This is a genomic window from Streptomyces sp. NBC_00582, assembly GCF_036345155.1.
Taxonomy (GTDB): Bacteria; Actinomycetota; Actinomycetes; order Streptomycetales; family Streptomycetaceae; genus Streptomyces.
In genome coordinates, this window is record NZ_CP107772.1 from 796,243 (window position 1) to 812,126 (window position 15,884).

Here is a 15,884-nt window from a genome sequence, read left to right on the forward strand (position 1 = left end):
GGTAGCTGAGGAGCTTGTCCTGCTCGTTCACGCGTACTCCCCCAGCTGGAAGGTCGTGTCGGTCATGGCGGTGGCCGTGGTCGTGGTGCCGGTCATGAGATGCCCAGGTCGTTGTCGATGAGGGCGAAGATCTCCTCGGCGCCCGCGGACTCGATCCGGTCCTGGAGGTCGCCGCCGTCGTCGTCCGTCCGCTCGGCGGAGGGTTCGCCCTGGCCGTTCCAGCGGGAGGCGAGCGCCAGCAGGCGGGAGGCGATCCGGGCGCGCCGGGTGTCGTCCTCGGCGAGCCCGTCGAGCGCGGCCTCCAGTTGGTCGAGGGCGTCCAGCGCGGGCGTCGCGCCGCTGTCGGCCACGGTCAGCGATCGCAGGTGGCGGGCGAGGACGCGGGGTGTGGGCTGGTCGAACAGGAGGGTGGCGGGCAGTTGGAGCCCGGCCGCGACGCCGAGCCGGTTGCGCAGTTCCACCGCCATCAGCGAGTCGAACCCGAGTTCGCTGAAGGCGCGCTCGGCGTCGACGGCCTCGGCGGAGGCGTGCCCGAGGACGGTGGCGACGTGGCCGCGGACCAGCTGGACCAGCAGCCGTTCCTGTGCGGCCTCGGGGAGGCCGGCGAGTCGGGTGCGCAGTGCGCCGCTGTCCGGATCCGTCCCGCCGTCCCCGTCCTGCGTCTGCCGTGCCAGGGCCCGGGCCTCGGGCAGTTCGGCGAGCAGCGGGGCGGACCGTACGGCGGTGAAGCCGGGGACGAAGCGGTCCCAGGTGAGTTCGGCGACGGTCAGCGCGGCGTCCTGGCGGGCGACGGCCCGGTCGAGAGCGGCGAGCGCGGTGTCCGGGTCGAGCGGCACGACGCCGCCGCCCCGCAGTCGTGCCTCGGCCTCGGGGCCGCCGGCCGCCATGCCGCCGCCGGCCCACGGGCCCCACGCCACGGAGGTGGCGGGCAGACCGTCGGCGCGGCGCCGGGCGGCGAGCGCGTCGAGGTAGGCGTTGGCGGCGGCGTAGTTGCCCTGGCCCGCCGAGCCGACCGTGCCGGCGAAGGAGGAGAACAGGACGAACGCCGACAGGTCGCGGTCGCGGGTGAGCCGGTCGAGGTTGCGGGCGGCGGCCAGCTTGGGCCGCAGCACCGCCTCCAGTCGCTCGGGGGTGAGGGAGTGCAGGAGTCCGTCGTCCAGGACCCCGGCGGCGTGCACCACGGCGTCGACCGGGTGTGCGGCCAGCAGGGCGGCCAGGGCGTCGGGGTCGGCGGTGTCGCAGGCGGCCAGTGTCACCCGCGCGCCCCGCGCCGCCAGGTCGGCGCGCAGTTCGTCGGCGCCGTCGGCGCCCGGGCCGCGGCGGCCGACCAGCACCAGGTGGCGGGCACCGCGTTCGGCGAGCCGCCGGGCGACCCGGGCGCCGAGCGCTCCGGTTCCGCCGGTGATCAGGACGGTCTCGCCCGCGCAGCTCCACTCGGGGGTGGGGGCGTCGGACGGGCGGGCGTGCACGAGGCGGCGGGCGAGGACGCCGGCGGCCCGTACGGCGGTCTGGTCCTCGCCCGTGCCGCCCGAGAGCAGGGCGGCGAGCCGTTGCGCGGTCCGCCCGTCGAGGTCGGCGGGGAGGTCGACGAGACCGCCCCAGCGTTGCGGCTGTTCCAGCGCGGCGACCCGGCCCAGGCCCCAGGTGGCGGCCTGGGTGGGCGCGGTGACGCTCTCCCGGTCGGTGGCGGCGACGGCGCCGACGGTGGCGGCCCACAGCGGGGCGCCGATCTCCAGGTCGCCGAGCGCCTGGGTCAGTGCGAGCAGCGCGGCCAGACCGGCGGGGGTGGCCGCGTGGTCGGCGGTGGCCGCGGGCTCCTCGTCGAGGGCCAGCAGGGACAACACGCCTTGTACGGCTTCCGGTTCGGGGAGCTTGCGCAGGTCCTCGACGAGCGCGGCCCGGTCGGTGAGGGCGCAGTCCACGGGGAGCCGCGCGATGTGCGCGCCGTGCGCGGTCAGGCCCTCGGCGAGCGCGGCCGTCCAGGGGTCGTCGGCCAGGGAGGCGGGCACGGCCAGCAGCCAGGTGCCCGACAGCACCGGTGGCGGGCCGTCCGGCACCGGACGCCAGACCACCGTGTAGGCCGAGGAGTCGAGCGCGGACCGTTCCTGGCGGCGGCGCCGCCAGGACGACAGCGCGGGCAGGAGTTCGCTGAGCGGGGTGTCCTCGCCGAGGTCGGGGCGGTCGGTCAGCTCGCCGAGGTCACCGCGCTCGACGGCGGCCCAGAACTCGTCGTCGACGCGGCCGCCGTCGCCCGGTGTCGCGGGGCCGGTGGGCCTGGCCGCCGCCAGCCAGTAGCGGTCGCGCTGGAAGGCGTACGTGGGCAGCTCCACCGTGCGGGCCGGTCCGGTCAGTCCGGTGGGCGCGGCGGCGAGGCCGTGCACGTGCAGGGTCGCGGCGGCGAGCAGGGCGGCGACCGGCTCGGGCCGGCCCCGGCGCAGGACGGGGACGGCGACGACGGACCCGGCCGGCTCCTGCGGACCGTGGGGGGCGGATTCCGCCAGGGTGTCGAGGGTCATCGCGGTCAGCGAGCCGTCCGGGCCGAGTTCCACGAACGTGCCGACGCCGTCCTCGCTCAGGCGGCGTACGCCGTCCGCGAAGCGCACGGTCTGCCGCACATGCCGCACCCAGTGTCCGGGTGAGGTCAGTTCGGCCTCGGTGGCCCGGTCGCCCGTCACATTGGAGATGACCGGGATCGCGGGCGTGTCGTAGCGCACGCCGCGCGCGACCTCTTCGAACTCCGCAAGCATCGCGTCCATATGCGCTGAGTGAAACGCATGGCTGACCCGCAAACGCCTAGTCTTTCGGCCCAGCGCGGCGAAATGGTCGGCCATGTCCGACACGGCGTCCTCGTCGCCGGAGACCACCACGGCCGTGGGCCCGTTGACGGCGGCGACCGCGATGTGCCGGTCGCGTCCGGCGAGCAGCGGGGCCACCTCGTCCTCGGACGCCTGTACGGCGGCCATCGCGCCGCCCTCGGGCAGCGCCTCCATCAGCCGGCCGCGCGCCGCGACCAGGGCGCACGCGTCGGGCAGGGACAGCACTCCGGAGACGTGCGCGGCGGACAGTTCGCCGATGGAGTGCCCCATCAGCGCGTCGGGCGCGACCCCCCACGAGCGCACCAGTTCGTACAGCGCCACATGGACGGCGAACAGGGCGGGCTGGGTGTAGGCGGTGCGGTCCAGCAGCCCGGCCGGCTCCGTGCCCTCGGGCGCGAGGACGACGTCGGCCAGCGGCACGTCGAGGTGCGGGGCGAACGCGTCGCAGACGCGGTGGAAGGCCTCGGCGTACACCGGGAACCGGTCGAGGAGTTCTTGGCCCATGCCGGGCCGCTGCGAGCCCTGCCCGCTGAACAGGAACGCGGTGCGGCCCCTTGGTCCGGTGCGCCCGCGCACCACCGCGGCGGTGTCCTCCCCGCGGCCGAGCGCGGCCAGCGCGGTCAGGAGTTCCGTGCGGTCCTCGGCGACCACCACGGCCCGGTGCTCGAAGAGCGCGCGGCCGGTGGCCAGGGAGTGCGCGACGTCGGCGGGGCCGGGCTCCGGGTCGGCGGTCAGCCGGGCGCGCAGCCGCTCGGCCTGCCCGCGCAGGGCGGTGGCCGATCGTCCGCTCAGTGGCCAGGCGACCGGTCCCCCGGGGTGCGGCTCGGCGTCGGTCTGCCGCTGCTCGCCCTCCTCCAGGACGACGTGGGCGTTGGTGCCGCTGATGCCGAACGACGAGACGGCGGCGCGCCGCGGGCGTCCCGGACGCGGCCAGGGCACGGATTCGGCGAGCAGTTCGATGCGTCCGGCCGTCCAGTCGACGTGGCTGGTGGGGCGGGTGAGGTGCAGGGTGCGCGGCAGTGTCCCGTGCCGCATGGCCAGGACCGTCTTGATGACGCCGGCGACTCCGGCGGCGGCCTGGGTGTGTCCGATGTTGGACTTCACCGACCCCAGCCACAGGGGCTGTTCGCGGTCCTGGCCGTAGGTGGCGAGCAGGGCCTGGGCCTCGATCGGGTCGCCGAGTTTCGTGCCGGTGCCGTGCGCCTCCACCGCGTCGACGTCGGCGGGGGTGAGCCCGCCGGCTGCCAGCGCGGCGCGGATGACGCGCTGCTGGGAGGGGCCGTTGGGCGCGGTGAGTCCGTTGCTCGCGCCGTCCGAGTTGACGGCGCTGCCCCGGACCACGGCGAGTACCGGGTGGCCGTTGCGGCGGGCGTCGGAGAGGCGCTCCAGCAGCAGGATGCCGGCGCCTTCGCCCCATCCGGTGCCGTCGGCGTCGTCCGAGAAGGCCTTGCAGCGGTGGTCGCCGGCGAGCCCGCCCTGTCGGTCGAACTCGGCGAAGGCGCCGGGTGTCGCCATCACCGTCACGCCGCCCGCGAGCGCCAGATCGCACTCGCCGGACCGCAGCGACTGGGCCGCCCAGTGCAGTGCCACCAGGGAGGACGAGCAGGCGGTGTCCACGGTGACCGCCGGGCCTTCCAGGCCCAGCACATAGGCGACGCGGCCGGAGGCCACGCTCGCGGCGTGCCCGGTCAGGAGCTGTCCCTGCGCGTCCTCGGGGACGTCGTGCGCGGCCGAGCCGTAGCCCTGGTAGTTCGTGCCGACGAACACGCCGGTGCGGGAGCCGTGCAGGCCGCGCGGGTCGATCGCGGCCCGCTCCAGCGCCTCCCAGGAGATCTCCAGCAGCAGCCGCTGTTGCGGGTCCATCGCCAGGGCCTCGCGCGGCGAGATCCCGAAGAAGTCCGCGTCGAACTCGGCGGCGTCGTACAGGAATCCGCCCTCGACGCCCTCCGCGTGCCAGCCGCGGTCGGCGGGCGGCGCGCCGATCGCGTCGACGCCGTCGGCGAGCAGCCGCCAGAAGTCCTCCGGGCCGCGCACCCCGCCGGGGAACCGGCAGCCGATGCCCACGATCGCGATCCGCGCGTCGTCGTCGGCCGTGTCGGCGGCCCGGCCGGCCGTGGCCGTGGTGCCGGTCGCGGCCGGGGGCCGGGTGTCGAGGAGCTCGGTGCCGACGTGGCGCGCGAGCGCCTGTGGCGACGGATAGTCGAACACCAGGGTCGCGGGCAGCCGCAGTCCGGTCGCCGCGTTCAGGCGGTTGCGCAGTTCCACGGCGGTCAGCGAGTCGATGCCGAGGCCGCGGAAGTCCCGGGTGGCCTCGACGGTGTCCGGGCCGGAGTGCCCGAGCACCAGGGCCGTCTGGACGCGTACGAGGTCCAGGACCGCCGTCTCCCGCTCCGCCTGTGCGAGGGTCGCCAGCCGGGCCCGGAAGCTGTCCCCGGCGGCGTCCGCCGTGGCCGCCGTGCGCCGTGCGGGGGCCACGGCCAGGCCACGGAGCATGGCCGGCAGCGCCGCGACGGCCTGACGGTCGCGCAGCACGCGCCGGTCGAGCGCGATCGGCACGAGGACGGACTCGGTGCGCCCGAGGGCCGCGTCGAGGGCACCGAGGCCCTGTTCGACGGTGAGCGGCCGCATGCCGCCGCGGGCCATGCGCCGCAGGTCCGCCTCGTTCAGCTCGGCGGTCATGCCCGCGCCGGGTGCCCACGGGCCCCAGGCGAGGGCGGTCGCGGGCAGGCCGGCGGAGCGGCGCGTGGTGGCGAAGGCGTCCAGGAAGGCGTTGGCGGCCGCGTAGTTGGCCTGGCCCGCGCCGCCGAAGGTACCGGCCACCGAGGAGAAGACCACGAACGCCGACAGGTCCGCGTCACGGGTCAGCTCGTGCAGGTGCGCCACCGCGTCCGTCTTGGGCCGCAGGACGTGCGCCAGGCGGTCGGGGGTGAGGGAGGCGACCACGCCGTCGTCCAGGACACCCGCCGCGTGCACCACGCCGGTCAGCGGATGCGCGGCGGGGACGGCCGCGAGGGCGGCGGCGAGCCGGTCGCCGTCGGTGACGTCCAGGGCCGCCACCTCGACCTCGGCCCCCAAGTCCGTCAGTTCCGCGACGAGTTCGCGGGCGCCCGGAGCTTCGGGGCCTCGACGGCCGGCCAGCAGCAGGTGCCTGATCCCGTGCTCGGTGACCAGGTGCCGGGCCACCAGCGCGCCCAGGCCGCCGGTGCCACCGGTGACCAGCACGGTCCCCTCCGGGTCCAGCGGCGCGGGAACGGTCAGCACCACCTTGCCGACGTGCCGGGCCTGCGACAGATGGCGGAACGCGTCCGGCGCCTGTCGTACGTCCCAGCAGGTGACCGGTAGGGGCTGGAGCGCTCCCGACTCGAACAGGTCGACCAGGTCGGACAGCATCCGCCCGATCCGCTCCGGACCGGCGTCCCACAGATCGAAGGCGCGGTAGGTCACGCCCGTGTGCTCGGCGGCGACCGCGTCGGCGTCCCGGACGTCGGTCTTGCCCATCTCCAGGAACCGGCCCCCATGGGGCAGCAGCCGCAGGGAGGCGTCGACGAACTCCCCGGCGAGGGAGTCCAGTACGACGTCCACGCCCCGGCCGTCGGTGGCCGCGAGGAAGGCCGTCTCGAAGTCGGTGTCGCGGGACGAGGCGAGGTGCGTGTCGTCCAGGCCGAGGGCGCGCAGGGTGTCCCACTTGCCGGGGCTCGCCGTGCCGAACACCTCGGCGCCGCGGTGCCGCGCCAGTTGCAGGGCGGCCATGCCCACGCCGCCGGCCGCCGCGTGCACCAGCACCGACTCGCCGGCCCGCAGGCCTGCGAGGTCGTCGAGGGCGTAGTACGCGGTCAGGAACACCAGGGGCGCGGACGCCGCCTGTGCGAACGTCCAGCCGGCCGGGATCCGGGCCACCGTCCGGGCGTCCGCCACCGCCACCGGCCCGAACGAGCCGGAGAACAGTCCCATCACCCGGTCACCGACCGCCAGGCCCGACACCTCGGGGCCGACCTCGGTCACCACACCGGCGCCCTCCAGACCGAAGTCCTTGGCGTCGCCGGGGTACATGCCGAGCGCGTTGAGCACGTCACGGAAGTTCACGCCCGCGGCCCGTACCGCGATGCGGACATGACCGGGGGGCAGTTCCGCTTCCGCCTCCGGGACCGGCCGGAGCGCCAGGCCCTCCAGGGTGCCCTGCTCCGCGATGTCCAGCCGCCAGGCCGACTCCCCGACGGGAGGCGCGAGTTCGCGTCCCTCGGTGGCCCGGCCCAGGCGGGGGGTGAACGGGGTGCCGCCGCGTACGGCGAGCTCGGCCTCACCGGAGGCGAGCGCGGCCGGGACGATCTCCCATGACGCGTCGGCGCCGTCCACGTCGAGCAGCGCGAACCGCCCCGGGTTCTCCGCCCGGGCCGCCCGCACCAGACCCCACACCGCGGCGAGGGCGGGATCGGGGGCCGTCGCGTCGAGCGTGACCGCCCCTTCGGTGACCAGCACGAGCCGGGCGCCTTCGAAGCGTTCCTCGGTCAGCCAGGCACGCACCAGTTCCAGCGCTTCGGCGGTGGCCGTGTGCGCCGCCTCCGCGCTGTCGCCGACCGGGGAGGCCACGCGCACCAACGTGTCCGCTCCGGCGTCGACGCCGGTCGTCGGCAGAGTGCTCGGGAGAGTTGCCGGGAGAGGCGACGGCAGGGGTGTCGTCGAGGCCGACGTGGTCGCGTCCAGCGGCAGCGGCGTCCAGTCGACCCGGTGCAGCAGCCCGGCGTGCGGGGTGTGCGCGGTCCCGGCGGCCGGTGCCGTGAGGGCGCGCAGGGTGAGCGATCCGATGGTGGCGACGGGCGCGCCGGAGGGGTCGGCCAGGTCGAGGGCGACCGAGCCGCTCCCGGTGGCCCGCAGGCGGGCGTGCAGCCGTGACGCACCGGTGGCGTGCAGGGTGACGCCGGTCCACGAGAAGGGCAGGCCCGGGCCGGACGCCTCCTCGTCGGCGGCGCCCGGCGTCGGGGCCGCTCCTAGGGCGTGCAGCACCGAGTCCAGCAGGGCGGGGTGGACGCCGTAGCGGCGGGCGTCGGGGGCGGCCTCGTCGGGCAGGACCGCCTCGGCGAACAGGTCGTCGCCGCTCCGCCGGACGGAGGTCAGTCCGCGGAAGAGCGGGCCGTAGGACAGACCGGTCCGCGCCAGCCCCTCGTAGAGGGAGTCCGTGGGGATCTCGGCGGCGTCGGCGGGCGGTCGCCCGTCCGCGTCCGGGGCCGGCACGGCGGCGTCGGGCAGCAGGGTGCCGCTCGCGTGCTGGGTCCACGGCTCGTCGTCGGGCCCGTCGCTGTCGGAGCCGGCCGCGGGGCGGGAGTACACGCCGATCTCACGGCGTCCGACGGCGTCCGGGGCTCCGACGGTGACCTGGAGCCGGGCGGCCCCTTGGGCGGGCAGCACCAGCGGCGTCCGCAGGGTGAGTTCCTCGACCTGACCGCAGCCGACGCGGTCGGCCGCGTGGAGGGCGAGCTCCAGGAAGGCGGTGCCGGGCAGCAGGACGGAACCGGAGACCACGTGTTCGGCCAGCCACGGCTGGAGCTGGGCGGAGAGCCGTCCGGTGAAGACCGCGGCTCCGCTGTCCGCCAGGGTGACGGCGGCGCCGAGCAGCGGGTGGCCGGCGGCGGACAGACCGGCCGAGCGGAGGTCGCCGAGGTGCCCGCCGGACGGGCGCGGCCAGTAGCGGCCGTGCTGGAAGGCGTAGGTGGGCAGCTCGGCGGGGCGCTCGGCCGGGAAGAACGCGGACCAGTCGACGTCGGCACCGTGGGCGAAGAGCGTCGCGGTGGCCGCGAGCAGTGTCGCGGTCTCGGGGCGGTCCGGGCGCAGGGCCGGGACCGCGACCGGTTCGCCGTCGGTGAGCGCGCCGTGGGCCAGGGCGGTGAGGGTGCCGTCCGGGCCCAGTTCCAGGAACCGGGTGACGCCCTCGGCCTCCAGGGCGGCGACCGCGTCGGCGAAGCGGACCGACCGGCGGACATGGCGGACCCAGTACTCCGGGGAGCACAACTCCTCGGCCGTGGCGGCCGCGCCGGTGACCGTCGAGACGACGGGCAGGTGGGGCGGCTCGTAGGTCAGGCTCTCAGCGACCTCGCGGAAGTCGGCGAGCATCGGCTCCATCAGCGGGGAGTGGAAGGCGTGGCTGACCCGCAGCGCGGTGACCTTGCGGTCCTGGGCGCGGAAGCGGGCGGCGATCTGCTCGACGGCCTGCGAGGCACCCGCGACGACGACGGCCCGGGGGCCGTTGACCGCGGCGATCCCGACCTCGTCACCGAGCAGCGGCAGCACCTCGTCCTCGGTGGCCTGGAGCGCCACCATCGCACCGCCCGCGGGAAGGGCCTGCATCAGCCGGCCCCGCGCCACCACCAAACGGCACGCGTCCGCCAGCGACCACACCCCCGCCACATGCGCGGCCGCGATCTCGCCGATCGAGTGCCCGGCGAGGACGTCCGGGCGCACACCCCACGACTCCAGCAGCCGGAACAGCGCCACTTCGAGGGCGAACAGGGCGGGCTGCGTGAACTCCGTACGGCCGAGCAGCTCGGTGTCGTCGCCGAAGGCGATCTCCCGCAGCGGGCGCGGCAGTTCCGCGTCGACCTGCGCGCACACGGCGTCGAAGGCGTCCGCGAAGACAGGGTGGGCCTCGTACGACTCACGCCCCATGCCGAGCCGTTGCGCTCCCTGCCCCGCGAAGAGGAACGCGGTCCGGCCGTCGGCCCGCGCGCGGCCGGTGACCACGCCGGCGGCGGACTCGCCCAGGGTCAGGGAGGTGAGCGCGGAGACCAGTTCCGCGCGGTCGGCGCCCAGGATCACGGCGCGGTGGTCGAGCGCGGTACGGGTGGTGGCGAGGGAGAGGCCGAGGCTCGCGGCGGTGAGGCCGGGCCGGGCGTCGGCGTGGGCGAGGAGTCGTACGGCCTGTGCGCGCAGGGCGTTCTCGGAGGCGCCGGAGATCACCCAGGGCAGCGGGCCGCCCGTCCCCGTTCCCTTCGGCGCGGTCTCGTGCGGCTGTGCGTCGGCGCCCGACGGCTCGTCGTCCCGGGGCTGTTCGACGATGACATGGGCGTTGGTGCCGGAGACGCCGAACGCGGAGATTCCCGCGCGGCGCGGCCGGTCGCCGCCGGGCCACTGCGTGGTCTCGGTGAGGAGTTCCACGGCGCCCGCCGACCAGTCGACGTGGGTGCTGGGGGTGTCGGCGTGCAGGGTGGCCGGGAGCCGGCCGTGCCGCATGGCCAGCACCATCTTGATGACGCCGGCGACCCCGGCGGCGGCCTGGGTGTGGCCGAGGTTGGACTTCAACGAACCGAGCATCAGCGGCCGTTCGCGGTCCTGGCCGTAGGCGGCGAGCAGGGCCTGGGCCTCGATGGGGTCGCCCAGTGTCGTACCGGTGCCGTGCGCCTCCACCGCGTCGACCTCGGCCGGGGCGAGGCCCGCGTCGGCCAGGGCGGCGCGGATGACGCGCTGCTGGGCGGGGCCGTTGGGGGCGGTGAGGCCGTTGGAGGCGCCGTCCTGGTTGACGGCGGAACCGGCGACCACGGCGAGTACAGGATGTCCGTTGCGGCGGGCGTCGGAGAGCCGCTCGACGACGAGCACGCCCACGCCCTCGGCCCAGCCGGTGCCGTCGGCGGCGTCGGAGAAGGCCTTGCAGCGGCCGTCCGCGGCGAGGCCGCGCTGGCGGCTGAACTCCAGGAAGGCGCCCGGGGTGGACATGACGGTGACGCCGCCGGCCAGCGCGAGGTCGCACTCGCCCGCCCGCAGCGACTGCACGGCGAGGTGGAGGGCGACGAGGGAGGACGAGCAGGCCGTGTCGACGGTGAGGGTCGGTCCTTCGAGGCCGAGGACGTAGGCGATACGGCCGGAGACCACGGCGGCGGCGTTGCCGGTGCCGAGGTAGCCGTCTCCGGCGTCGGGTGTGCTGAGCAGCAGGGCGGGATAGTCCTGGCCGTTGGAGCCCATGAACACGCCGGTGCGGCTGCCGCGCAGGGCGCCCGGGGCGATGGCGGCGCGTTCCAGCGCCTCCCACGAGGTCTCCAGCAGCAGCCGCTGCTGCGGGTCCATGGCGACGGCCTCGCGCGGCGAGATGCCGAAGAAGGCGGGGTCGAAGGCGCCGACGCCGGTGAGGAATCCGCCGTGCCGGGTGTAGCTGGTGCCGGGTCGGCCCGGTTCGGGGTGGTAGAGCGCGTCGAGGTCCCAGCCGCGGTCGGTGGGGAACTCGGTGATCGCGTCCCGTCCGGCGGCGACCAGCTCCCACAGGTCGTCCGGGCCGGTCACGTCGCCGGGCAGGCGGCAGCCCATGCCGACGATGACGATCGGGTCGTCGGCCGCGCGCTCCCCGCGTGCCGCGCCGGCCGTGCCGTCGGGGTGCGCGGTCCGGGAGTCGTCGAACAGCTCGCCGTGCACGAAGGCGGCGAGGTCGACGGGGGTGGGGTGGTCGAAGACGAGCGTGGCGGGCAGCGCCAGGCCGGTCTCGGTGGCGAGGCGATTGCGCAGTTCGACGGCGGTGAGGGAGTCGAAGCCGGAGTCACGGAAGGCACGCCGGGTCTCCAGCAGACCCGCGTCGGCGTGGCCGAGGACGGCGGCGGCGTGGGTGCGGACCAGTTCCAGGAGCGCGCGGACGCGTTCGGCGGCCGGTCGGCCGGCCAGGCGTGCGCGCAGGGCCGCGCCCGCTCCGTCGTCGTCCGTGTGGACCTGGCCGCCGCGCAGGGCGGCCCGTGCCTCGGGCAGGTCGGTGAGCAGGGGGCTGGGGCGGGTGCTGGTGAAGCCGGGGGCGAACCGGGACCAGTCGACGTCGGCGACGACCTGACCGGTGACGTCCTGCTGCAGGACGCGGCGCAGCGCGGCGAGCGCGGTGTCGGGGTCGAGGGCGGCGAGACCGCGTCGACGCAGGTACTCCTCGGCGTCTCCCTCCGCGGCCATGCCGCCCTCGGCCCAGGGGCCCCAGGCGACGGAGGTGGCGGTGGCGCCGCGGGCGCGCCGCTGTTCGGCCAGGCCGTCGAGGTAGGCGTTGGCGGCGGCGTAGGCGGTCTGGCCTCCGCTGCCCCATACGCCGGCGATGGAGGAGAACAGTACGAACGCGTCGAGCGGGCGGTCGCCCTGGGCGCGCAGCACCGCGTCGAGGTGGGCGGCACCGTCCGCCTTGGCGGCGAGGACGGAGCGCAGGCGGTCGGCGTCGAGGTCGGGCAGCGGGCGGGTGTCGGTGACGCCGGCCGCGTGGACGACGGCGTCCACGGTGTGCCGGGCGAGCAGTGACTCGACGGCGGCACGGTCGGCGACGTCGCAGGCCTCGACGGTCACGCGGGCGCCGAGCTCGGTGAGCGTGTGCGTCAGCTCGGCGGCACCGGGGGCGTCGGGACCGCGGCGGCCGGTCAGCACGAGGTGCTCCGCGCCCTGCTCGGCGGCCCAGCGGGCGACCCGGGCGCCCAGCGCGCCGGTCCCGCCGGTGATCAGGACGGTGCCGCGGGGCTGCCAGCCGCTCCCGCCGTGCTGCGGGGCGGCCGGGTCGTCGGCGTGCAGCAGGCGTCGTACGAAGACTCCGGAGGCACGGACCGCGAGCTGGTCCTCGTCGCCGGGGTGGGCCAGCACCGAGGCGAGCCGGGCGGCGGCCCGCCGGTCGACGGTCCGCGGCAGGTCGACGAGGCCGCCCCACCGGCCGGCCGACTCCAGTGCGGCCACCCGGCCCAGGCCCCACAGCGCGGCCTGCGCCGGCTCGGGGGCGGCGTCGGAGCGTGCGGTGGCCACCGCGCCGCGGGTGGCGAGCCACAGCGGTGCGGTCACCTCGGCGTCGCCGAGCGCCTGCACCAGCCGTACGGTGCGCAGGAGCGCGTCCGCCAGGGACCGCTGCCCGTCGCCGGTGGGGGCTTCGTCGGCGGGGTCCTCGTCGGCGGGCAGGGCGAGGACGCCCGTGAAGGTGCCGAGGGCGGCGAGCCGGGCGGCCAGCGCGGCGCGCTCCTCGTCGGGGGCGTACTCCCACAGCACGGGCTCGGCTCCGCCCGCCCGCAGCGCCTCGGTCACGGTGGCCGCCGGGGAGCCGTCGGCCGCCGTGGCGGGGGCGACGACGAGCCAGCGTCCGGTGAGCGGGCCACCGGCGGTCGGGTCGAGGGGCTGCCAGGTGACGCGGTAGCGCAGCCGGTCCACCCGGTCGAGCTCACGCCGCCCCCGCCACCACGACGACAGGGCGGGTACGAGGGGACGCACGAGCCCTTCGTCGACGTCCAGGGTGTCGGCGAGGGCGGCGATGTCCTCGTCCTCCACGGCCGTCCAGAAGCCCGCGTCCCCGCCGCCGGTGTCGCCGGCGGTCGCCGTGCCGGGCGGGGTGGGCTCCAGCCAGTACCGTTCGCGGCGGAAGGCGTACGTCGGCAGGTCCACGCTCCGGGCGCCGGTCCCCGCGAAGACGGCCGGCCAGTCGACCGGTGCGCCGTGGGCGAAGGCGCCGGCGACCGCGGCCATCACGGCGGCGGGCTCGGGCCGGTCCTTGCGCAGGGTGGGCACGGCGAACGGCGGGTCGCTCTCGAAGCAGTCCTGGGCGAGGGCGGTGAGGGTGCCGTCGGGGCCCAGCTCGACACAGCGGGCCACCCGGCGCTTGGCCAGCAGCCGTATGCCGTCGGCGAACCGGACCGGCTCACGGACGTGCCGGACCCAGTAATCCGGCGAGCACAGATCGGCCGGGCGGGCGATCTCGCCGGTCACGCCGGAGACGAGCGTCAGCCGGGGCGGATGGTAGGTGAGGGCCTCGGCGACCTCGCGGAACTCCTGGAGCATGGGCTCCATCAGCGGGGAGTGGAAGGCGTGGCTGACCCGCAGGGCCGTCACCTTGCGGTCCAGGGCGCGGAAGTGCGCGGCCGCCTCCTCCACGGCGTCCGCCGCGCCGGAGATCACCACCGCGCGGGGGCCGTTGACGGCGGCGATGCCGACCCGGTCGTTCAGCAGGGGCAGCACCTCCTCCTCGGTCGCCTGGAGCGCGGCCATCGTGCCGCCCTCCGGCAGGGCCTGCATCAGACGGCCGCGCGCCACGACCAGCCGGCAGGCGTCCGCGAGGGACCACACGCCGGCGACATGGGCGGCCGCCAGCTCGCCGACGGAGTGGCCCAGCAGGAACTTCGCGGTGACGCCCCACGACTCCAGCAGCCGGTGGAGGGCGACTTCGAGCGCGAACAGGGCGGGTTGCGCGTATGCGGTGCGGTGGAGCCGGTCCGCGTCGTCGCCGAAGACGGTCTGCCGCAGGTCGAAGGGCAGTTCCGCGTCGACCGCGTCGAACGCGGCGGCGAAGACGGGGTGGGCCTCGTACAGTTCGCGGCCCATGCCGAGCCGTTGGGAGCCCTGCCCGGCGAACAGGAAGGCGGTGGCGCCGCGCGTGGTGCGGCCCCGGACGGTCGCGGGGCCCGCGGAGCCCTCGGCGAGCGCGGCCAGTTCCCGTACGGCGGTGTCGTGGTCGGTGGCGAGGACCACCGCCCGGTGCTCCAGGGCGGCCCGGGTGGTGGCGAGCGCGTGGCCGACGTCCAGGGGGCGCGGCGGCTCGGTCCGGTCCCGCAGCCGGGCCAGGAGCCGGGCGGCCTGCGCCCGTACCGCCTCCTCGCTGCGCGCGGACACCGGCCACGGCACGACGGGCAGCGTGCGGGGCTCGGCGGCGGGAGCGGCCGGCTGCGCGGCGGGGTCCTCGGGTGCCGCCGGTTCGGCCGCGGGGGCCTGCTCGATGACGGCGTGCGCGTTGGTGCCGCTGATGCCGAACGACGACACGCCGGCGCGGCGGGGGCGGCCCGCCTCCGGCCAGTCGACCGGCTCGGTGAGCAGGCGTACGGCCCCGGCCGACCAGTCGACGTGCCGGGACGGCTCGGAGACGTGCAGGGTGCGCGGCAGCACGCCGTGCCGCATCGCCTCGACCATTTTGATGATGCTGCCGACGCCGGCGGCCGACTGGGTGTGCCCGATGTTCGACTTCAAGGAGCCCAGCCACAGCGGCTGTTCGCGGTCCTGGCCGTAAGTGGCGAGGAGGGCCTGGGCCTCGATGGGGTCACCGAGCGAGGTGCCGGTGCCGTGCGCGTCGACGGCGTCCACCTCGGCGGGGGCGAGTCCCGCGTTGGCGAGGGCCGCGCGGATGACCCGCTGCTGGGCGGGGCCGTTGGGGGCGGTGAGGCCGTTGGAGGCGCCGTCGGAGTTGATCGCCGTGCCGCGGACCACGGCCAGGACCGGGTGGCCGAGCCGACGGGCGTCGGAGAGCCGCTCCACGAGCAGCATGCCCGCGCCCTCGGCCCAGCCGGTGCCGTCGGCGTCGTCGGAGAAGGCCTTGCAGCGGCCGTCGGCGGCCAGTCCGCGCTGGCGGCTGAACTCGTAGAACATCGCGGGGGTGGCCATCACGGCCACGCCGCCCGCGAGCGCGAGGTCGCACTCGCCGCGGCGCAGCGCCTGGCACGCCCAGTGCAGGGCGACGAGCGAGGAGGAGCAGGCCGTGTCGACGGTGACGGTCGGTCCTTCCAGCCCCAGGGTGTAGGCGATGCGGCCGGAGGCGACCGAGGTGGCGTTGCCCGCGAGCAGCAGGCCCTGCACCCCCTCGGGGAACTCGCTCACGCCGGCGCCGTATCCGGAGGTGGCCGCGCCGACGAAGACGCCGGTGCTGCTGCCGCGCACGGAGCCGGGGGCGATTCCGGCCCGCTCGAACGCCTCCCAGGAGATCTCCAGCAGCAGCCGCTGCTGGGGGTCCATCGCCAGCGCCTCGCGCGGCGAGATCCCGAAGAAGTCCGCGTCGAAGCGGGACGCCTCGTGCAGGAAGCCGCCGCCGAGCGCGTAGAAGGTGCCCGGGTGGTCGGGGTCGGGGTCGTAGCCCGCCTCGACGTCCCAGCCGCGGTCGGCGGGGAATCCGGAGATGGCGTCCCCGCCCTCGTCGACGAGCCGCCACAGCTCTTCCGGGCTGTCCACCCCGCCGGGGTAGCGGCAGCTCATCGCCACGATCGCGACCGGCTCCCGGTCGCGTGCCTCCGCGTCCCGCAACTGCCGGCGCGTCTGCCGCAGTTCGGCGGTCAACCGCTTGAGGTACTCGACGTACTTGTCGTCCATCTTGTCGTCTTCAGCCACCAACGCCACATC

Annotated in this window: 1 protein-coding gene; it reads right to left on the reverse strand. The window is 76.2% G+C overall.

Annotated elements, in window-relative coordinates; genetic code table 11:
- Positions 1 to 92: 92 nt before the first annotated feature.
- A complete protein-coding gene (locus OG852_RS03390; protein ID WP_443064641.1) occupies positions 93 to 15,854 on the reverse strand; it encodes a type I polyketide synthase in 15,762 nt (5,253 codons plus the stop codon).
- Positions 15,855 to 15,884 lie beyond the last annotated feature (30 nt).

Excerpts from the sequence above, each read along its gene's own strand:
- OG852_RS03390 (WP_443064641.1), bottom strand. The coding sequence starts at position 15,854 with ATGGACGACAAGTACGTCGAGTACCTCAAGCGGTTGACCGCCGAACTG.